An 18928-nucleotide genomic window follows, 5' to 3' on the forward strand; every position below is an offset into this window, starting at 1 on the left:
GGGCGGGCGCTGGCTTTTCTTTTGCCTTTCGCCCCGCTTTCCTTGCCGCCCATTTCGCGCTTCTCATGCTCCAGCATCCCCAGATTGATCCCGTGGCCCTGCATCTGGGGCCGCTTTCCGTGCACTGGTACGGCCTGACTTACCTGGCCGCTTTCGCCCTTTTTTATGGGCTGGCCAGGCTGCGGCTGAAGCACCAGCCTTTCGCCAGCGTCACCCAGCCCGCGCCGTGGACGATGCGCGATGTGGAAGACCTGCTGTTTTGGGGCGTGCTGGGCGTCATCCTCGGCGGGCGGCTGGGCTACGTGCTGTTTTACAAGCCTGTCTGGTATGCCAGCCACCCGCTGGAAATCTTTGCCATCTGGCAAGGCGGCATGAGCTTTCACGGCGGCATGCTGGGCGTGATTCTTGCCATGATGCTGTGGGCCTGGAAAAAGCAGCGCCCGTGGCTGCAAGTGACTGACTTGGTGGCCCCTTGCGTGCCGCTGGGCCTGGCGGCCGGGCGCATGGGCAACTTCATCAATGGCGAACTCTGGGGCCGCGTGGCCAGCCCCGATTTGCCCTGGGGCATGGTTTTTCGCGGCGCGGGCGATCTACCCCGCCATCCTTCGCAGATTTATCAGGCGCTGCTGGAAGGCGTGCTGCTGTTCGTGCTGCTGTGGCTCTACGCGCGCCAGCCGCGCAAGACGGGGCAGGTCAGCGGCGCTTTTCTCGTGGGCTACGGCGTGATGCGCTTTGCCGTGGAGTTTTTCCGCGAGCCGGACGCCCATCTGGGCCTGCTGGGGCTGGGTCTGTCGATGGGCCAGTGGCTGTGCGTGCCCATGATCGCCATTGGCCTGGGAATGTGGGCCTGGGCCAGTCGCCGCTGAAGCCGCTATCGGAACCATAGCTGCCAATCCAGTCTGCACCAGGACCTGCGGCCGGTTTGATGCCTGAACCTGGCTTTTGAAATGCCTTCGCCTTCCTGCGCTTCGCTCATTTGCCACCCGGCCAGTCCTGTGCCGCCGGGCGTGCGCGTGGCGGCCTGCGCCTGGCGCGAAGCGGGCGGGCTGGGGCTGCGCCATGAAGTGCGCGCGCCCGCCGGCTGGCTGGACTGCCCGCCGCCTGCCCGCCATCTGGCCGCACGCGCTGATGGCCTGTGGCGGCGCACCTGTCTGGAAGCCTTCGTGGCCGCCGAACAACCGGGCAACGAGGGCGCGGCTGAAGGCGAGGGCGGCGAAGGCGGCGGCGAATACTGCGAGTTCAACCTCTCGCCCGATGGCTGCTGGGCCGCCTACGCCTTTTGCGCCGAACGCGTGCGCCACACGGCCAGCGCCTGGCAGGCATGGGAAGCGCGCGCGCGCCCCGCGCGCTTTGCCTGCTCGCGGCAAGGCGATGCGGCCTGCCTGGCGCTGGAAGCGTTCTGGCCTGATCTGCCGCTGCCCGCCGCTGCCGTCTGGCGCGTGGGCCTGTGCGCCGTGCTGCAAGCTGCTGGCGCCCTGAGCTACTGGGCGCTGCGCCACCCCATGCCGCGCCCCGACTTTCACCACTTTGCAGGCCGCTTGCTGCGCCTGCCGCCGTCATGAGATGGTTGCCTCTTTGTGCTTTCTGCCTTGCCTTGCGCCATGAAAACCGGCCTTGAACGCTTCATTGAATCTCCCGGACTGCGCCGCCCGCTGCACGGCGCGCGCGTGGCGCTGCTGGCGCATCCGGCCTCGGTCACGCGCGGTCTGGCGCATGCGCTGGACGCGCTGGCGGCGCTGCCTGACGTGCGGCTGAGCGCCGCCTTCGGCCCGCAGCACGGCCTGCGCGGCGACAAGCAGGACAACATGGTGGAGTCGGACGACTACGTCGATCCGCGCCTGGGCATTCCCGTCTTCAGCCTCTACGGCCCGGTGCGCCGCCCCACCGACGAAATGATGCAAAGCTTTGACGTGCTGCTGGTGGATTTGCAAGACCTGGGCTGCCGCATCTACACCTTCATCACCACCCTGCGCTACGTGCTGGAAGCGGCTGCGCGCCACGGCAAGGCCGTGTGGGTGCTGGACCGGCCCAACCCCGCCGGCCGCCCCGTGGAAGGCTTGCGCCTGCGCCCGGGCTGGGAGAGCTTTGTGGGCGCGGGGCCGCTGCCCATGCGCCACGGCCTCACGCTGGGCGAGCTGGGGCGCTGGTTTGTGGACTGGCTGGGCCTGCGCGTGGACTACCGCGTGATTGAAATGCAGGGCTGGCAGCCCGAAGCGGCCCCCGGCTTTGGCTGGCCCGAAGGGCCGTGGGTCAATCCCAGCCCCAACGCCGCCAGCCTGAACATGGCGCGCGCCTACGCGGGCACCGTCATGCTCGAAGGCTGCACGCTGTCTGAAGGCCGGGGCACCACCCGCCCGCTGGAGCTGCTGGGCGCGCCTGGCCTGGGCGCCGCCCGCCTGCTGGCCGACATGCGCGAAATGGCCCCGGACTGGCTGGCCGGCTGCCTGCTGCGCCCGTGCTGGTTCGAGCCGACTTTTCACAAGCACCAGGGGCAGCTGTGCGCGGGCCTGCAAATTCACACCGAAGACCCGGCCAGCTACCGCCACGCGGCCTTTCGCCCCTGGCGGCTGGTGGCCTTGGCCCTGAAAGCCCTGCGCCGCCAATGGCCCGATGCGCCGCTGTGGCGCGACTTCGCCTACGAATACGAGCACGGCCGCCTGGCCATTGACCTCATCAACGGCAGCAGCCTGCTGCGCGAATGGGTGGACGACGCGCAAGCGCCCTGCGCCGATCTGGACGCGCTGGCCCGCGCCGACGAAGCCGCCTGGCAGCAGGAGCGCGCGGCGTATCTGTTGTATTGAAGGCTGGCAGACGCCCCAGAAACAGGAGCAAATCTGGCGGGGTCAAAATGCCGCTTCGCGCAGATTCCACCAGGACGTCTTGCTATGGATAGAGGAGCGAAATAGCGCCCTGCAGCGAACGCTCCACGGCGCGGCTTTCAGCGCTGTGCGCCTGCCTGGCGCAGGTTGTATTCCATGCCGCCAGCGGGGGCGGCAGGGTCGAGGATGCCCGGGGCCAGCTCCACCTGAACGGTTTGCCCGCCCACGGTCACGGGGCTGTCCGCGCCTTCCTGTGCGCGGGCCTGCCAGTATTCAACGCGCAGGCGGTCTGCGCCTTGCCAGCGGAGGTTGGCACCCCAGGCCTGTTCGTTGCGGGTGGCGCCCATCAGGCGGGCGGCGGGCCGGCCCTGCGCGGCAGCGCCTTGGGGCAGCACGAACACTTCGTACTGAAAGGCGTCTGTCGCGCCCGTGTTGATTTCCACCAGCACGGCGTCCAGCCGCGCGCCGCCGGGGGCGGGCAGGCGCGCGACTTCATCGCGCGAGGCGGCCGCCGGTGCGGGATTGCAGCCGCTCAGGGCCAGCCAGGCGGCGGCACAGGCGGCGCTTGCGCGGAGAACACGGCTCATGCGGCTTGCACAGGCAACGCGGCAGGCCACTCAATCGCTCCAGACGCGCCACAGGCCGGAGTTGTAGTACTCGTAGCCTTTTTTGATTTGCGCCTGGTCGGCAGGATCGTCGCCGTAGGGGCCGCCATTCAAATCCCAAGGGCCGCCCCATCCGTCCTGCGATGTGCCTGCCTTTGTCTGGGCATCGCCCGCGCCACGCAGAGCCACCTGCTCCGGGATGCCCGTAGCGGCGGCGGTCAGGCCAAAGTTGAAGTTGCCGAAGTCCTGGTACTGCGCGCCCTGCTGCTTGTAGTCCCACGGCCCCTTGTTCTGCACCTGGGATTTGAACCAGCCCGTCGTATCCAGAACGGAGTGGGCATGGGACTCCTTGATGTTCTGGTCCATTGAAACGCCGGGCGGCATGGTCTGCTTGTCCACGATGCCGGCGGCCTCGGCCTGCTCGCGCGTGAGGACTTTGCCCAGCGCCGTGCCCGTGCGCTGCGCGGCTTCGCCATTGGGGTCATTGGCCAGGCCCCGCGCGGCGGATTGCTGCATGCGGGCCAGCGGCTGGGCGCCCGCCTTGAACAGGCTCGTGCGGGTGGCAAGGTCTGAAGGCGGCAAGGCGGCCGCGCCCGCGAGAATGTCCTGCAACTGCTTGTCGTCAAAGGAAATCGTCGTCGTTGCGCCGCCGGGTTGCCCCGATGTGACGGTGGTGAGCCGCTCGCCTGAAGCGGCCTTCATCACGTCATCAAGCTTGCCCGCCTGCTCCAGGCCCTGCGCGGCGCTGGCGAACTGGGCGGGCGAGTCTTTCAGGCTGCCCAGCACCTGCGCGATGGCGCGGGCATTGTCATTGCCCGCCGTGGCGGTGGAGACGCCAAAGCCCGCTTCGATTTTTGCCGCGCCGTCGGCATCGCCTTGCAGAGCCTGGATGTACTCGGCCTTGCGGTCGGCGGGCGTGTGGCTGGCGACGGAAGCGGCCACGTCCGTTGCGCCGAAAGCCTTGGACACGCGGGCAAGCTGCGAGGCATCCAGGTCTTTGGCGAAAACGTTGAGCAGGTCGCGCCGGTCATCGGCGTTCAGCGGGCTGTTCAGCCCCTTGGTTTCAGCGGCCCAGTGCTTGAGTTCGTCATCAGAGAGCTTGCCAATGGCCTCGTTGCGCTCAGAAGGCGACAACTCCTTGAGCGCCTGCGTGTTGTCCTTGAGTTCGGACTGCGTAACGTCCCAGTCCAGCCAGTTTTCGTTCAGATTGTTTCTGACGCGGTTCAGTGCGGCATCCACGCTCATGTGAGATCTCCTGTCATCGGTTGAACACGCCGCGATTGGAGCGCTCTGCCGCTGGCAACACAAGCCCGGGCGTTTGCCCGGGCCGCCAGCGCAGGCAGGGTTTACCCCTAGGGAGATGCCCGCCCGACGGCAAGCGTCTGCAACCGGCGCGAGCCATGCCCTAACAATAGCTTACAGCCTGCCTGCATCCGGTTTCAAGCACTTGGTTGCAATCAAGGCGTTCTTCTTTCAAAGCACAGGATTTCAAGCCGCCTCTGCGGGAACCCGTTCGCGGCCCGGGCACGAGCGAAGCAAGCGCCAGCTGGCGTTGGCGGCGCTGAAAGCACTGCGCCAATTTAGCTCTTTTATTCATAGCATGAGGTCTTAGTAGAGATTGCGCGAACCAGTGTTTTGCCCCCTTTGATTCGCTCCTCTTTTTAAAACTATCTGACGGGCGGGGCCAGCCCGATGGCGGCGCTTGCCAGCGCCAGCGCAGCAGAATGCGGTGCCCGCTCAAACGGAGCCTGCCGCTTTCGCTACGTGGGCCGCCCGCAGAACTTTCTCCCCAAGCGCCATGCAAGACGATCTTTTCCCCAACGCCTCGCCTGCTTCTCCCTCCTGCCCCTGCCGCGTGCTCATGGTCTGCACGGGCAACATCTGCCGCAGCCCTACGGCGCATGGCGTGCTGCGGAAAATGGCCGATGAGGCTGGGCAGGGCGCGCGCGTTCAGGTTGATTCGGCTGGCACGCATGGCTACCACACGGGTGAGCCGCCGGATGCGCGCTCGCAACGCCATGCCCTCTGGCGCGGCTATGACCTCAGCCAGCAGCGCGCTCGCCAGCTGACGGCGCAGGATTTTGAAAACTTCGATCTCATTTTGGTGATGGATGCCGCCAATGAGCGCGCCGCCCGCGCCCTGTGCCCGCCCGCGCTGCGCCACAAGCTGCGGCGCTTGACGGACTTTTGCACGCGCCACAGATCGGCGCAGGAAGTGCCCGACCCCTACTACGGCGGCGCTGCCGGCTTTGAAAAGGTGCTCGATCTGGCCGAAGACGCCTGCGCGGGCGTGCTTCGCAGCATTTGCCCCTGACTGAATTCACGGCCCGCCCGCGCCGCCTGCCTGCGGGGCGGCTGATGGAGGCAGCCAGCCCGGCGCCCCTCACCTGTCAGGATGCACAAAAAGAGGAGCAAATTTGAGGGCAGAAAATGCCGCCTTGCGCAATATCCACTAGGACATCCTGCTATGGATAAATGAGCAAATTTCCACCATGCGGCAACTGCCCCCGCCCTTGCTCATGCCGGGCGGCCCTGGCTCTCTGGCAGAAGATCCAGTCTGGCCGCCAGAGGCCGCCGCTTGCGCCTGCCGGCAGGGCGCGGCGGCGGCAGGAAGAAGCAAGTGGGCGCGGCCTGCCTTACTTGGCGTAGCTGTAAACGCCCTGCCCCGTTTTGCGGCCCAGGCGGCCAGCGGCCACGTATTCGCGCAGCAGGGGGCTGGGGCGGTATTTGCCGTCGCCAAACTGCTGATGGAGAACTTCCATGATGGCCAGACACACATCCAGCCCGATCATGTCGGCCAGGGCCAGGGGGCCAATGGGGTGGTTGCAGCCCAGCTTCATGCCCGCATCGATGTCTTCCGCCGAAGCGACGCCCTCGGAGAGGACAAAGAAGGCTTCGTTGATCATGGGCAGCAGGATGCGATTGACGACGAAGCCGGACGAGTTGCGGACGGTGATGGGCGTTTTGCCCAGCGCCGTGGCCAGCTCGGTGACGGCGGCGTGGGTGGCGTCGCTGGTTTGCAGGCCGCGAATGATTTCGACCAGCGCCATCATGGGCACCGGGTTGAAAAAGTGCATGCCGACAAAGCGGTCGGGGCGGCTGGTGGCGGCTGCCAGCTGGGTGATGGAAATGGAAGAGGTGTTGGTTGCCAGCAGGGTTTCGGGCGCGAGCAGGGCATCCAGCTGGGCCAGGATTTTGTTTTTGATTTCGTGGTTTTCCGTGGCGGCTTCGATCACGAGCTGGGCGGGCTTGAGCGCGGCGTAGTCGGTGCCGGTCTGGATGCAGGCCAGGGCGGCGTCTTTCTGGGCGGCGGTGATTTTTTCCTTGGCCAGCAGACGGTCCAGGCTTTTGCTGATGCCGGCCAGCCCTTTGTCCACGGCAGCCTGCGAGATGTCGATGAGGATGACGCGGATGCCCTTGACAGCGCATGCCTGGGCGATGCCGCTGCCCATGGTGCCTGCGCCAACGACGCCAACTGTTTGAATGCTCATTTTGATTTCTCCGTTTTTTGATGAAAAAGGAAGCAGGCCTGATGGTCTGTTTCAGGGAACCTTGTTCAGCCCCGCGCGCGAATGTTTCAAGGCGAACCTCAGACGCTGTGAATGCATGGCGCAGCCTTGCTCTTTCGCTGACGGGCAGGCGGTGAACAAAAGCTTGCAAGGCATGGTAGCGAAGGGCGGCGGCCGCCGCCTTGATCCGGTCGGCTATTTCGCCAAACTGTTCATGCGCCAGCTGGCGCGCATGTGGCTGGCCTGGTTGATCAGGCGCTCCAGATCGTCCGCCTGGCTGTTGGTGACGGCATGCTCCAGCTTGGCCAAGGCATGCTGGAAGTGGTGGAGCTGGGCGATGAGTTCTTCGCGGTTGGCGATGAGCACGTCGCGCCAGACTTGCGGATCGCTGGCGGCAATGCGGCTGAAATCACGAAAGCCCGGGCCGGCCAGCGACAGGAAGACGGCGGCCTGCTCCTGCTGGCTGGCAATGCCGTTCATCATGGCAAAGGCCAGCATGTGCGGCAGGTGGCTGACGGCGGCAAAGGCGGCATCGTGCGCTTCAGCCGACATCTGCGACACGCTGCAACCCAGCGCCTGCCACATTTCAGTGGCTTTTTCGAGCTTGGCCGTCTGCGTGCGCTCCATGGGCGTGATGATGATTTGCTTGCCCGTAAAGAGCATGGGGTCGGCGTTTTCCACGCCGGAGACTTCGCGCCCGGCAATGGGGTGGCAGGGCACGAAGGAGCCGACGTCGTGCTTGAGCACACGGCGCACGGCATCAATCACGTCGCGCTTGGTGGACCCCATGTCCATCAGCAGCATGGACGGATTGACGAGATGGCGGATGGCCTTGAGCGTGGACTCGGTCGCCGAAACAGGCACGGCCAGCATGACCAGATCGGCCCCCGACACAGCCAGCAGGGCGGAAGGCGCTTCCACGTCGATCACGCCCATTTCGCGCGCTTTTTCGGTGGTGGACGGCGATTTGCTGTAGCCCACGATGCGCTTGACCAGCCCCGCCCTTTTCATCGCCAAGGCAAAGGAGCCGCCCATCAGGCCGCAGCCGATTAATCCCAGTTGTTCAAACATCTTGCCCCAGGGGATAGGCCCCCAGCACTTTGTAAAAGGACGACAGGGCCTGAAGCTCGGCCAGCGCGGCGGCCAGGTGCGGTTGCTCAATGTGGCCCGCGATGTCGATATAAAAATAGTATTCCCACTGGCCGGATTTGGCGGGGCGGGATTCGAAGCGCGTCATGGACACGCCATGCTTTTTCAGCGGCGTGAGCAAGTCATGAACCGACCCTGGACGGTTGGGCACGCTGACGACGATGCTGGTGCAGTCGCGCCCTGTAGGCCGGGGCATGCCCATGGTCTGCGGCAGGCAGATGATGGCAAAGCGCGTGCGGTTGCTGGCCTGGTCTTGCACGGCATGGGCCACGATGTGCAGGCCGAACTGTGCGGCGGCGCGCTCGCTGGCCAATGCGGCCCAGGCCGGGTTTTCCGCCGCCAGGCGCGCGCCTTCGGCATTGCTGGAGACGGCGCGGCGCTCAGCCAGCGGCAGGTGCTGCGCAAGCCAGTCCTGGCATTGCATGAGTGCCTGAGGGTGTGCCAGAACGACTTCGATGCCGTCCAAGTCGTTGCGCTGGCGCAGCAGGTTGTGGCGCACGGCCAGGCTGACTTCGCCCACCACATGCACTGGCGAGCGCAAGAACAGATCGAACGAACGGGCCACCACGCCTTCGGTGGAATTTTCCATGCCGACCACGCCGAACTGCGCCGTGCCAGCCGCCGTGGCATGGAAGACTTCATCAAAGCTGTTGCAGTACACCAGATTGACGGCGCTGCCAAAGTATTCAATGGCCGCCTGTTCGCAAAACGTGCCCTGCGGGCCTAGCACGGCCACGCGCGGCGGCACTTCCAGCGCAAGGCAGGCGGACATGATCTCGCGCCAGATGCTGGCGACATGGTCGTTGAGCAGCGGCCCCGTGTTGCTGGCCTGGACTTTGTGAATGACTTGGGCTACCCGGTCGGGCCGGAAAAAGGGGGTGCCTTCCTGGCGCTTGAGCTCTCCCACCTGTTCGGCCACCCGCGCGCGCTGATTGAGCAGCGCAAGCAATTGGGCATCCAACTCGTCAATTTGCGCGCGCAACACCCCCAAGGCATCAGACTGAACAGGCTGCGCCAAAGAGGCGGAGTGCGCGGGTGGCGGCAAGGAAGAGCTTGCGCTCATGGCTTATTGCTTCTGTTCGACGCGCTCGACTTTGGTCTTGATGCCGCCGGATGCGCCATCAGACGCAGAGGCGGGCGCGGCCTTTGTTTCAGTCTTGGTTTCCGGCTTGGCTGCCGCAGCAGGCTTGGCGCCTGTGGCCGCTTTCACAATCTTGGCTGCGGCTTCATCAAATTTCTTGAGATGCCCTTCCACGGTGGATTCCGTGGCATTGATGATTTGCGCGGCCCAAGCGTTGGCAGCCTGACCGCCCGCCTCCTGGAATTTGGCGCTGGCGGGCGACTCCAGATAGGCGACGATGGTTTTCAGCTCGTCGGCTGACAATTTCTCCATATAGACAGGCACAAGAGCGGATTCAGCCGTTTTGGCGGCCTGCGCCTCTACGGTTTTGCCTGTGGCGTCCAGCAGCTTTTTCAGTTCGACATCCAGTTTCTCGCGCACATCCTTTTGCTTGTCGGCAGGCACGTTCTGATCAATGTTCTGTGACCAGGTGGCAATGACGGGCTGTGCAACGGCATTCACCAGCTGGTGGGCAAGCTGGACGGAGTCGTTTTTTTGCTGGATTTGGGCCAGTTTCACGGCCAGGGCCTTTTTGGCGTCGTCCGCTTTCGCGTCTTGGGCATGCGCCGCGAAAGGCAGGGCGCAAACGGCCAGAGTGAGGGCGGCCAGGGTTTTGTTGAGCATGGGTTTCACTGATTTACTCCGTGGTGGGGGATGGTTGAGGGGTATCGCCGCTTCCGGCGTTGTCTGCGTTGCCGTCTTCGCCGTCGGCTGGCGCGTCATTGGCATCGTTTTCCACGATGCGTTGCAGGCCGCTCAGGCGGGCGCCGTCGTCTAGCGCGATGAGGGTTACGCCTTGCGTGGCGCGGCCCATCTCGCGGATTTCAGCCACGCGGGTGCGCACGAGCACGCCCTTGTCGGTGATGAGCATGATTTCGTCATCGGCATTGACCAGCGTGGCAGCAACGACCTTGCCGTTGCGCTCGCTTTGCTGGATGGCGATCATGCCTTTGGTGCCGCGCCCGTGCCGCGTGTATTCGCTGATATGAGTGCGTTTGCCGTAGCCGTTTTCAGTAGCGGTGAGCACGCTGTTGCGCGCGCCGGGGGCGGATTCGGCTTCGCTGGCCTCGGCTTCCGCCACGAGCATGGCAATCACGCGCTGGCCTTCTTCCAGGTTCATGCCGCGCACGCCACGGGCCTGGCGGCCCATGTGGCGCACGTCGTTTTCATCAAAGCGCACGGCCTTGCCGCCGTCAGAAAACAGCATGACGTCGTGCTTGCCGTCCGTCAGGGCCGCGCCAATGAGGTAGTCGCCCTCATCCAGCCCCACGGCGATGATGCCGGCCTTGCGCGGGTTGCTGAATTCATTCAGCGCGGTTTTCTTCACGGTGCCGCCCGCCGTGGCCATGAACACATAGCGGTCGGCCGGGAAGGCGCGCATTTCGCCCGTGAGCGGCAGCACCACCGTGATTTTTTCGCCTTCTTCCAGCGGGAACATGTTGACGATAGGCCGCCCGCGCGAACCGCGCGAGCCGGATGGCGCTTCCCATACCTTGAGCCAATAAAGCTTCCCGCGATTGGAAAAGCACAGGATGTAGTCGTGCGTGTTGGCAATGAAAATCTGGTCAATCCAGTCATCTTCCTTGGTGGTCGTGGCCTGCTTGCCCCGGCCGCCGCGCTTTTGAGCGCGGTATTCATTCAGCGGCTGGCTCTTGATGTAACCCGTGTGGCTGAGCGTGACCACCATGTCGGTGGGGGTGATGAGGTCTTCCGTGGCCAGGTCCTGCGCATTGGGTTCGATGGTGGAGCGGCGCACGCCTTCCGCCGTCTGGCCAAATTCGGCTTTCAGCGCCGCCAGCTCGTCGCCAATGATGGCCGTGACGCGCGCCGGGCGGGCCAGAATGTCCAGCAAGTCTTCAATCTGCGCCATGACCTCCTTGTATTCGGCCACGATCTTGTCTTGCTCAAGGCCCGTGAGACGTTGCAGGCGCATTTGCAGAATTTCCTGCGCTTGCGTGTCTGAAAGGCGATACAGGCCATCTTTTTGCAGGCCGAATTCGCGTGGAAGAGCTTCCGGGCGGTAGTCATCAGCGCGCACTTCTGTGCCATCCTCGCGCGTGCGGGTCAGCATTTCACGAACCAGATGACTGTCCCAAGTGCGCGCCATCAGCTCGGTCTTGGCCACAGGCGGCGTGGGCGATTCGCGGATGATGCGGATGAATTCGTCGATATTGGCCAGCGCTACGGCCAGGCCTTCCAGCACATGGCCGCGATCACGCGCCTTGCGCAAGTCAAAAATGGTGCGGCGCGTCACCACTTCGCGCCGGTGCTGCAAGAAGACTTCCAGCAGGTCTTTCAGGTTGCACAGGCGCGGCTGACCATCTACCAGCGCCACCATGTTGATGCCGAAAGTGTCTTGCAGCTGCGTTTGCTTGTAGAGGTTGTTGAGCACCACCTCCGGCACTTCGCCGCGCTTGAGTTCAATGACCAGACGCATGCCGGACTTGTCCGACTCGTCTTGAATGTGGCTGATGCCTTCGAGCTTCTTCTCGTGCACCAGCTCGGCCATGCGCTCCTGCAAGGTTTTTTTGTTGACCTGATAAGGCAGCTCGTCCACCACGATGGCCTGGCGCTGGCCCTTGTCAATATCCTCAAAATGACACTTGGCCCGCATGACCACGCGGCCGCGCCCCGTGCGGTAGCCTTCCCGCACGCCCTGAATGCCATAGATGATGCCCGCCGTCGGGAAATCGGGCGCGGGCACGATTTCCATTAAGTCTTCGACTGTGGATTCCGGGTTGTGCAGCAGGTGCAGGCAGGCATCCACCACTTCATTGAGGTTGTGCGGAGGAATGTTGGTGGCCATGCCCACGGCAATGCCGCCGGAGCCATTAACAAGCAGATTGGGCAGCCGCGTGGGCAGCACCGTCGGCTCCATTTCCTTGCCGTCATAGTTGGGCGCCATATCGACAGTCTGCTTGTCGATTTCGCCCAGGATTTCGCCAGAAATGCGCTCCAGCCGGCATTCCGTGTACCGGTAGGCAGCTGCCGGGTCGCCATCCACCGAGCCAAAGTTGCCCTGCCCGTCAATCAGCGGATAGCGCATGGAAAAATCCTGCGCCATGCGCACCAGCGCCTCATAAGTGGCCGAGTCGCCGTGCGGGTGGAAACGTCCCAGCACATCGCCCACCACGCGCGCGCATTTCACATAAGGCCGGTTCCAGACGTTGTTGGCTTCGTGCATGGAATACAGCACACGCCGGTGCACGGGCTTGAGACCGTCGCGCGCATCCGGCAAGGCGCGGCCTACGATCACGCTCATGGCGTAATCCAGATAGCTGCGCCGCATTTCCTCTTCCAGGCTAATCGGCAGGGTTTCCTTGGCAAATTCAGTCATATATATGGAGGCAGCAACAAGCCTTCGCCGGGACGGGAAAAGGAGTCAATTTTAGGGGCACAGCCATCATGAACGCCCGTTGCCTGCAAGCAACAAATTCTGCCGTTTCAGGAACATATCAGCTTTGTTCACCGGGGGAAACGCCCATTCTTTGCAAGGCATATGGCACAATGAAAAAAGCGTTTTGGTGGTGGTCACTCGAAGCGTTTGATTCTGTCGCAGCCGTTTGCTGCGGATTTTTTCCCCAAGAGGAGAACCATGAAGAAACTGAACAAATTTGCACTTGCACTGGCTGCTTTGACCGTGGCTGGCTCCGCCTTTGCCGCTGCTGGCGACATTGACAACTGGCGTAATGCCAACAATGAACTGGTCTGGAAAAACGGCACGAACGAACTGTGCTGGCGTGATGCCTACTGGACGCCTGCGACAGCCGCAGCCACCTGCGATGGCGCTCTGGCTCCCGCCGCTCCTGCAGCTGAACCGGCTTCTCCGGCTGAACCAGTTCCCACGCCTGAACCCACTCCGGCGCCTGTGGCTGTCGAGAAAATCACTTATTCCGCCGAAGCTCTGTTTGACTTTGACAAATCTGTCCTGAAACCTGAAGGCCGCCGCATTCTGGACGAGCTGGTTGAAAAGGTGCAAGGCATCAACCTTGAAGTAATGGTTGCCATCGGTCACACCGACTCCATCGGCACCGAAGCCTATAACCAACGCCTGTCTGAGCGCCGCGCCAATGCCGTGAAGGCTTATCTGGTGTCCAAGGGCATCGAGAGCGATCGCGTTGCTACTGAAGGCAAGGGTGAGTTGCAGCCTGTGGCCAGCAACAAGACCAAAGCGGGCCGTGCGCAGAACCGCCGCGTGGAAATCGAAGTGGTAGGCACCCGCAACGCTCCCCAGCAGTAATTGCCAATCGCAGCGTAAGTGGCGCCAAAAGCCCCGGATTTATTCCGGGGCTTTTTTATTGCTCAAGTTAGAATATTAACCACCGTTTTGGTTCATCTGCAACAACTGCCATCAACCGTCTAAACGTTCTATACCTTCCATAGAACATAAACAATATTTACAAGACCGATCGATTCACGGCCGCATCGTTTACAATAAAGCGCCTTCATCAATCTTGCCTATTCGCTTAATTTGGACGGGAGCAGAAGGCGAAGTTTTCTGTCATGCGGCAATGACCAGATAACAAGCCATTGTGTTTTTTGAAACACTGAATATTCAGATCCATTTAGACATCTGCCATGTCTCGCTGACCGGTTGGTGATTCCAGATTCGCTACAGGCATAAAAAAACCGGACAGGCATGAAAGCCTGTCCGGCACTGTGTCGCGGCCGTTTCAGCGCTGCATCTGCTGCCGCGCTTGCAAGGCGGCAATGCGCTCCTCAATAGGCGGGTGCGAAGAAAACAGCTTTCCAATCTGACCCGTGATCCCCATGGCCTGCATGTTTTCTGGCAAAGCGCCAGCGTGCATGCCGCCCAGGCGCTGCAAGGCGCGAGTCATGGATTGCGACTGGCCCATGAGTTCGGCGGAACCGGCATCGGCGCGGAATTCACGCTGCCGGGAAAACCAGGCAACAATAATGCCTGCCAGAAAGCCGAAAAGAATATCAAGCACCACTGTGCTGACGTAATAGCCAATGCCGGGAGCGCCGTTGCTGTCGTCATTGCGGCGCAGCGCGCTATCGATCAGGGTTCCGATCAGGCGGCTGAGAAACACCACAAAGGTATTCATCACGCCTTGAATCAGCGTCATGGTCACCATGTCGCCATTGGCCACGTGAGCAATTTCGTGGCCAATGACGGCCTCGATTTCTTCGCGCGTCATGCCCTGCAAAAGACCTGTGGAAACGGCCACCAGCGCGCTGTTTTTGAAGGCCCCCGTGGCAAACGCGTTAGGCTCGCCTTGGTAAATGCCCACTTCTGGCATATCAATGCCTGCTTTATCAGCAAACCGGCGCACGGTTTACACAATCCAGGCTTCGTCTGCATTTTGCGGCTGGTTGATGATTTTCACGCCCATGCTGGTTTTCGCCACTGTCTTGCTCATCAGCAGCGAAATCGTGGCTCCAGCAAATCCCACCACCAGCGAATATCCCATCAGAGTGGCGACATCGACCCCGTTGGGGCCTATGAAACGGTTCAGACCAAATATGCTCGTGATCAGGCCGATTACTACCATGACTGCAATATTGGTAGCCAGAAAGAGGGCAATGCGTTTCATGAGTTCCTTTTCAAAAAATATGCGACGCCTGATGATGATGGCCAAAGAGCCGATTTCAAGCGGCGCTCACAATTCTTCATATTCCCTTTCAGAGGAGTTCTCATGGATACCCATTCCTGGCTGCGCACGCTGATTTCGCTGGACACCACCAGCCGCCTCTCCAATCTGGGGCTGATTGAAACCGTGCGCGATGCGCTACGCCGCCTCGGCATTGACCCTTGGCTCAACGCCAGCGCCACTCAGCCCAAAGCCAACCTTTTCGCCACGCTGCCCGCGCGAGATGGCAGCACCCAGGGCGGCATCATTCTGTCGGGCCATACCGACGTTGTCCCCGTTGATGGCCAGCCGTGGCGCAGCAATCCTTTCACCCTCACCGAACGCGAGGGCCGCCTGTACGGCCGGGGCAGCGCGGACATGAAAGGCTTTATCGCCGCCGTCCTCGCCTGGGCGCCCAGCTACGTGGCCAACCCGGGCTGCAAACCCGTGCATCTGGCCCTTTCATACGATGAAGAAGTGGGCTGTTTGGGCGCGCGCGCCTTGCTGCACGAAGTGGTCCAGCGCGGCATCCGGGCCGATGGCTGCATCGTGGGCGAACCCACTTCCATGCAGCCCGTCATCGCGCACAAGGGCATCAGCCTGTATCACTGCCGCGTGCATGGCCGCGCTGCCCACTCTTCGCTCACGCCACAGGGCTGCAACGCCATTGAATACGCCGCCCGTCTCATCAGCCATATTCGCGATGTGGCTGATGCCTGCAAAGCCCACGGCCCGTTTGACGAGGGCTATGACGTCCCCTTTTCCACCCTCTCCACCAACCTTGCCAGCGGCGGCATGGCGCTCAACGTCATCCCCGCCGAATGCGAATTCAGCTACGAAATCCGCAACCTGCCCGGCTCGCCTGCCGCTGGCATTCAGGCCCGCGTCAGCCACTATGTGGAAAGCACGCTGCTGCCCCGCATGCGGGCCGAATGCCCTGATGCCCGCATCGATATCACGCCCGGCGTCAGCGTTCCTGCGCTGGATGGCTGCGCGCAAACAGACATTGCCAGGCTCGTGCTCTCCCTGGCCGCGCGCCAGCCGCGCAAGGTGGCCTACGTAACGGAAGCAGGGCTGTTCCAGCAAGCAGGCATCCCGGCCATCGTTTGCGGCCCCGGCAGCATCGAGCAGGCTCACAAGGCTGATGAGTACGTCACCCTTGAGCAACTAGAACAGTGCGACCGCTTTCTGCAACGCCTGGGCCTGGCTCTGGGGCAAAGGCGGCAAGGCGGCTTTGGATAGGCCTTCAAGCCGCATCAGGCCGCAGGCAGATTCCTGAAGCCCTCCGGCAAGGCTTCAGGCCTCATCCACCACGGCGGGCACGCGCGGAGCCAGGGCGCTCATCAGCACGTAGCCCACGGTGCCAGCGGCGTGGGCCACTTCATCAATGGACAGCCCCTGCCCCCAAAGGGTGACAGGCGAGCCAAAAGCGGCCTGCGGCACGGGAGCGAGATCAACGGCCAGCATGTCCATGCTCACGCGCCCCAGGGTGCGGGTGCGCACGCCCTCCACCAGCACGGGGGTGCCGGTGGGCGCTTCGCGCGGGTAGCCATCGGCGTAGCCGCAGGCCACCACGCCAACGCGCATGGGGCCTTGTGCCGTGAACAGGCCGCCGTAGCCCACGCGCTCCCCGGCCTGCACGTGAGTCACGCCGATCAGGCGCGAGGTCAGCGACATGGCGGGCTGCAGGCCCCAATCGCTGGCGCTATGCGCAGGGTAGTCGGGCGAGCTGCCGTAAAGGGCAATGCCCGGGCGCACCCAGTCAGAAGACGCATCGCCCGCGTGGCGCAGCAAGGCGGCGCTGTTGCACAGCGTGCGCTCGCCGGGCAGGCCCTGCGTGGCTTGCGTGAACACGGCCTGCTGCAGCGCAATGCCGCGCGCGCCATCGGCATCGGCAAAGTGGGTGGCGTGCGAAATTTCCTCCACCTGGGGCAGCGCCGCCAGCCGGGCGTAGGCGGCGCGGTAGCGGCCAGGCGCGAAGCCCAAGCGGTTCATGCCGCTGTTGAGCTTGAGAAAAACGCGATGCGGCTGGTGCGTCTTGTGCATGGCCAGCCAGTCGATCTGCTCGTCGCAATGCACGGCGTGCCACAAATTCAGGCGCGAGCAGGTTTCCAGATCGCGCGGCTCAAACACGCCTTCCAGCAGCAAGATGGGGCCGCGCCAGCCCAAGGCGCGCAGGCGCTCGGCTTCATCCAGCTCCAGCAGCGCAAAGCCATCGGCGCCGCGCAATGCCTCGAACACGCGCTCAATGCCATGTCCGTAGGCGTTGGCCTTGACCACGGCCCACACCCGCGCCTCCGGCGCCGCCTGCCGCACGCGCGCCAGGTTGTGCCGCAGCGCGGCGTGATGAACGGTAGCCAAAAGAGGGCGGGGCATGGCGAAGCGGCAGGGGGGCGGAAAGCGAAGGCGGCGATTGTGTCACCGGGGTTCACGGCGGCTTGGCGCGCGCCAGCCCCGCCCCGCAGCCCTGCCAAGCGCCCAGACGGCCTGAAAGCCCATTTTTCTCATCAAAAAAAGGAGCAAATCGGCACCCATGAAAACACCCTTTTGCGCCCGTCCATGCGGACATCACGCTATTGATACAAGAGCAAATCAACGCCTGTGCGGCTGGCCGCTCCAATGCCTGCCCGCGCCCAGACAAAGACAATCACCCGCTTCTTCCACCCCCTTGCCGCCCATGCAACTGCCCCTCACGCAACTGCCCGCCCACCTGACCCAAGGGCTGCGCCCGCTGTATGTGCTGCACGGCGATGAACCGCTGCTGGCGCAGGAAGCGCAAGACGCCATCCGCGCCGCCGCACGCGCCGCCGGGCATGCCGAGCGCAGCGTGCACACCGTGATGGGCGCGCACTTCGACTGGAGCGCTCCGCTGGCCGCCGGGCAGTCGCTCAGCCTCTTTGCGCAAAAGCAGATCGTGGAAATCCGCATCCCGTCCGGCAAGCCCGGCAAGGAAGGCAGCGCGGCCTTGCAGCAACTGGCCGCGCAGATTGCCGGGCAGGCCGCACAAGCCACTCCCAACGCGCCAGGCCCAGGCGTGCTCACCCTCATCACCCTGCCCCGGCTGGACAAAGCCGCCAAAACCAGCCCGTGGTTCACGGCGCTGGAAGCGGCGGGCGTGTGCGTGCAGACCGACCCCATCGACCGCGCCCGCCTGCCCGCGTGGATAGCCGAACGCATGGCGCGCCAGGGCCAGCGCGTGCCCGCAGGTGAAGAAGGCCAGCAGGCCCTGCGCTTTTTCGCTGACCGCGTGGAAGGCAACCTGCTGGCCGCGCATCAGGAAATCAGCAAGCTCGCCCTGCTCTACCCGCCAGGCGAAGTCAGCCGCGCGCAAATTGAAGCCGCCGTGCTCAACGTGGCCCGCTACGACGTCTTCAAACTCTCCGAAGCCATGCTGGCCGGCCAGCGCGCCCGCACGCAAAAAATGCTCGACGGCCTGCGAGCCGAAGGCGAAGCCGAAGTGCTGGTGCACTACGCCATTGCCGAAGACATCCGCACCCTCAAGCGCGTGAAAGACGCCACCGCCGCTGGCCGCCCCCTGCCCCTGGCCCTGCGCGAAGCGCGCGTGTGGGGCCAGCGCGAGCGCCTCATCGAACGCGCCCTGCCCGGCCTGCCCGCCGCGCAACTGGCCAGCCTGCTGCAAGCCGCGCACTTCGTGGACGGCATCTGCAAGGGCCTGCCAGCCCCCGGCTGGCCAGCCGCCCCCTGGCCCGCGCTGCACCGCCTGGCCCAAGGCCTGACGGCCGCCTGCGCCGCCGCCTGCAGGCGCTAAAAGCCCGCGCTCCCAGCCCGCCCAGTCCTATTCGCTCCTTTATAGATAGCAATATGTCCTAGTGGAATCTGCGCTGAATGGCATTTCTTGCCACTCAAATTTGCTCCTCTTATTGATTCAACCAGATGAACAAAGCTCGCTCAAAGGCGCCCGCGCTCGTCTTGGGCTTGCAGCGCGGCAGCGCACGGCGATGCTGCGCCATGACCTCAAATGCAGCGTGCAGCTGAATGCGAAGCCATATCATCCGGCAGTTTGTAACGACAGGCTTTTGGATGTCTTGCCATGACTCACGGGGCGAAATGGCGCTGTGCGTTCCCTGTTCATGCCTTTCCTGGTCCGATGCGCTTCTTGGCTTTTCGCGGC

At 63.5% G+C, this 18928-nt stretch carries 16 protein-coding genes and 1 pseudogene; 7 read left to right on the plus strand and 10 right to left on the minus strand.

Annotated features, from left to right (window positions below; translation table 11 throughout):
• Positions 1-65: 65 nt before the first annotated feature.
• The 3 genes from lgt to ADJ79_RS04535 all read left to right on the plus strand — a co-directional run bounded on the left by lgt (position 66) and on the right by ADJ79_RS04535 (position 2801).
• Positions 66-866: a prolipoprotein diacylglyceryl transferase gene (lgt, locus tag ADJ79_RS04525; RefSeq protein ID WP_050714974.1), complete on the plus strand. Its 801-nt coding sequence runs from the start codon at positions 66-68 to the stop codon at positions 864-866.
• An 81-nt stretch (positions 867-947) separates the two neighbouring features.
• Positions 948-1562: a hypothetical protein gene (locus ADJ79_RS04530; RefSeq protein WP_050714975.1), complete on the plus strand. Its 615-nt coding sequence runs from the start codon at positions 948-950 to the stop codon at positions 1560-1562.
• Between the two features lie 39 nt (positions 1563-1601).
• Positions 1602-2801 carry an exo-beta-N-acetylmuramidase NamZ domain-containing protein gene (locus ADJ79_RS04535; RefSeq protein ID WP_050714976.1) on the plus strand — a complete coding sequence of 400 codons (1200 nt, stop codon included), beginning with the start codon at positions 1602-1604 and terminating at the stop codon, positions 2799-2801.
• 137 nt (positions 2802-2938) lie between these two features.
• Here the strand turns inward: ADJ79_RS04535 and ADJ79_RS04540 are convergent, their stop codons facing one another.
• Both ADJ79_RS04540 and ADJ79_RS15395 read right to left on the minus strand, forming a co-directional pair.
• A complete protein-coding gene (locus tag ADJ79_RS04540) occupies positions 2939-3406 on the minus strand; it encodes a hypothetical protein (protein WP_050714977.1) in 468 nt (155 codons plus the stop codon).
• 30 nt (positions 3407-3436) lie between these two features.
• On the minus strand, positions 3437-4669 hold the full coding sequence (locus ADJ79_RS15395; protein ID WP_253273867.1) for a polymorphic toxin type 44 domain-containing protein: 1233 nt from the start codon (positions 4667-4669) through the stop codon (positions 3437-3439).
• 616 nt (positions 4670-5285) lie between these two features.
• On the opposite strand from ADJ79_RS15395, the gene ADJ79_RS04550 reads away from it, so the two are divergent.
• On the plus strand, positions 5286-5738 hold the full coding sequence (locus tag ADJ79_RS04550; RefSeq protein WP_050716408.1) for a low molecular weight protein-tyrosine-phosphatase: 453 nt from the start codon (positions 5286-5288) through the stop codon (positions 5736-5738).
• 322 nt (positions 5739-6060) lie between these two features.
• On the opposite strand, the gene ADJ79_RS04555 is transcribed toward ADJ79_RS04550, so the two are convergent.
• The 6 genes from ADJ79_RS04555 to ADJ79_RS15565 all read right to left on the minus strand — a co-directional run bounded on the left by ADJ79_RS04555 (position 6061) and on the right by ADJ79_RS15565 (position 12737).
• Complete coding sequence (locus ADJ79_RS04555; RefSeq protein ID WP_050714978.1) at positions 6061-6915, minus strand: 3-hydroxybutyryl-CoA dehydrogenase; 855 nt, start codon at positions 6913-6915, stop codon at positions 6061-6063.
• A gap of 213 nt (positions 6916-7128) precedes the next feature.
• A complete protein-coding gene (locus ADJ79_RS04560; RefSeq protein WP_050714979.1) occupies positions 7129-8004 on the minus strand; it encodes a prephenate dehydrogenase/arogenate dehydrogenase family protein in 876 nt (291 codons plus the stop codon).
• Complete coding sequence (pheA, locus tag ADJ79_RS04565; RefSeq protein ID WP_050714980.1) at positions 7997-9145, minus strand: prephenate dehydratase; 1149 nt, start codon at positions 9143-9145, stop codon at positions 7997-7999. The genes ADJ79_RS04560 and pheA overlap by 8 nt, the downstream gene beginning before the upstream one ends.
• Before the next feature lie 3 nt (positions 9146-9148).
• The gene (locus tag ADJ79_RS04570) at positions 9149-9826 is read right to left on the minus strand and encodes a hypothetical protein (RefSeq protein ID WP_050714981.1); all 678 of its coding nucleotides are present in this window, start codon (positions 9824-9826) and stop codon (positions 9149-9151) included.
• A 13-nt stretch (positions 9827-9839) separates the two neighbouring features.
• On the minus strand, positions 9840-12539 hold the full coding sequence (gene gyrA, locus ADJ79_RS04575; RefSeq protein WP_050714982.1) for a DNA gyrase subunit A: 2700 nt from the start codon (positions 12537-12539) through the stop codon (positions 9840-9842).
• 66 nt (positions 12540-12605) lie between these two features.
• Complete coding sequence (locus ADJ79_RS15565) at positions 12606-12737, minus strand: hypothetical protein (protein ID WP_256381508.1); 132 nt, start codon at positions 12735-12737, stop codon at positions 12606-12608.
• 60 nt (positions 12738-12797) lie between these two features.
• Here ADJ79_RS15565 and ompA point away from each other — a divergent pair, with 60 nt between their 5' ends.
• The gene (gene ompA / locus ADJ79_RS04580; RefSeq protein ID WP_050714983.1) at positions 12798-13442 is read left to right on the plus strand and encodes an outer membrane protein OmpA; all 645 of its coding nucleotides are present in this window, start codon (positions 12798-12800) and stop codon (positions 13440-13442) included.
• Between the two features lie 433 nt (positions 13443-13875).
• Here ompA and htpX read toward each other — a convergent pair.
• Positions 13876-14760: pseudogene (htpX, locus tag ADJ79_RS04585) on the minus strand (protease HtpX).
• A gap of 102 nt (positions 14761-14862) precedes the next feature.
• Between htpX and argE the strand changes: the two are divergent.
• Positions 14863-16038, plus strand: a complete 1176-nt coding sequence (argE, locus tag ADJ79_RS04590) for an acetylornithine deacetylase (RefSeq protein WP_050714984.1) — start codon at positions 14863-14865, stop codon at positions 16036-16038.
• Positions 16039-16092: 54 nt separating this feature from the next.
• Here argE and alr read toward each other — a convergent pair whose 3' ends face one another.
• A complete protein-coding gene (gene alr / locus ADJ79_RS04595; RefSeq protein WP_050714985.1) occupies positions 16093-17172 on the minus strand; it encodes an alanine racemase in 1080 nt (359 codons plus the stop codon).
• Positions 17173-17473: 301 nt separating this feature from the next.
• Between alr and holA the strand changes: the two genes are divergently transcribed.
• Positions 17474-18565 carry a DNA polymerase III subunit delta gene (holA, locus tag ADJ79_RS04600; protein WP_050714986.1) on the plus strand — a complete coding sequence of 364 codons (1092 nt, stop codon included), beginning with the start codon at positions 17474-17476 and terminating at the stop codon, positions 18563-18565.
• Positions 18566-18928: the final 363 nt, after the last annotated feature.

The organism is Ottowia sp. oral taxon 894 (assembly GCF_001262075.1).
GTDB lineage: Bacteria > Pseudomonadota > Gammaproteobacteria > Burkholderiales > Burkholderiaceae_C > Ottowia > Ottowia massiliensis.

Bases quoted from the DNA above. Each gene is read 5' to 3' on its own strand.
- ADJ79_RS04535 (WP_050714976.1), top strand. From the start codon at position 1,602: ATGAAAACCGGCCTTGAACGCTTCATTGAATCTCCCGGACTGCGCCGC.
- ADJ79_RS04540 (WP_050714977.1), bottom strand. From the start codon at position 3,406: ATGAGCCGTGTTCTCCGCGCAAGCGCCGCCTGTGCCGCCGCCTGGCTG.
- ADJ79_RS15395 (WP_253273867.1), bottom strand. From the start codon at position 4,669: ATGAGCGTGGATGCCGCACTGAACCGCGTCAGAAACAATCTGAACGAA.
- ADJ79_RS04530 (WP_050714975.1), top strand. From the start codon at position 948: ATGCCTTCGCCTTCCTGCGCTTCGCTCATTTGCCACCCGGCCAGTCCT.
- holA (WP_050714986.1), top strand. From the start codon at position 17,474: ATGCAACTGCCCCTCACGCAACTGCCCGCCCACCTGACCCAAGGGCTG.
- ADJ79_RS04560 (WP_050714979.1), bottom strand. From the start codon at position 8,004: ATGTTTGAACAACTGGGATTAATCGGCTGCGGCCTGATGGGCGGCTCC.
- pheA (WP_050714980.1), bottom strand. From the start codon at position 9,145: ATGAGCGCAAGCTCTTCCTTGCCGCCACCCGCGCACTCCGCCTCTTTG.
- alr (WP_050714985.1), bottom strand. From the start codon at position 17,172: ATGCCCCGCCCTCTTTTGGCTACCGTTCATCACGCCGCGCTGCGGCAC.
- argE (WP_050714984.1), top strand. From the start codon at position 14,863: ATGGATACCCATTCCTGGCTGCGCACGCTGATTTCGCTGGACACCACC.
- gyrA (WP_050714982.1), bottom strand. From the start codon at position 12,539: ATGACTGAATTTGCCAAGGAAACCCTGCCGATTAGCCTGGAAGAGGAA.
- ADJ79_RS04555 (WP_050714978.1), bottom strand. From the start codon at position 6,915: ATGAGCATTCAAACAGTTGGCGTCGTTGGCGCAGGCACCATGGGCAGC.
- lgt (WP_050714974.1), top strand. From the start codon at position 66: ATGCTCCAGCATCCCCAGATTGATCCCGTGGCCCTGCATCTGGGGCCG.
- ompA (WP_050714983.1), top strand. From the start codon at position 12,798: ATGAAGAAACTGAACAAATTTGCACTTGCACTGGCTGCTTTGACCGTG.
- ADJ79_RS04550 (WP_050716408.1), top strand. From the start codon at position 5,286: ATGGTCTGCACGGGCAACATCTGCCGCAGCCCTACGGCGCATGGCGTG.
- ADJ79_RS04570 (WP_050714981.1), bottom strand. From the start codon at position 9,826: ATGCTCAACAAAACCCTGGCCGCCCTCACTCTGGCCGTTTGCGCCCTG.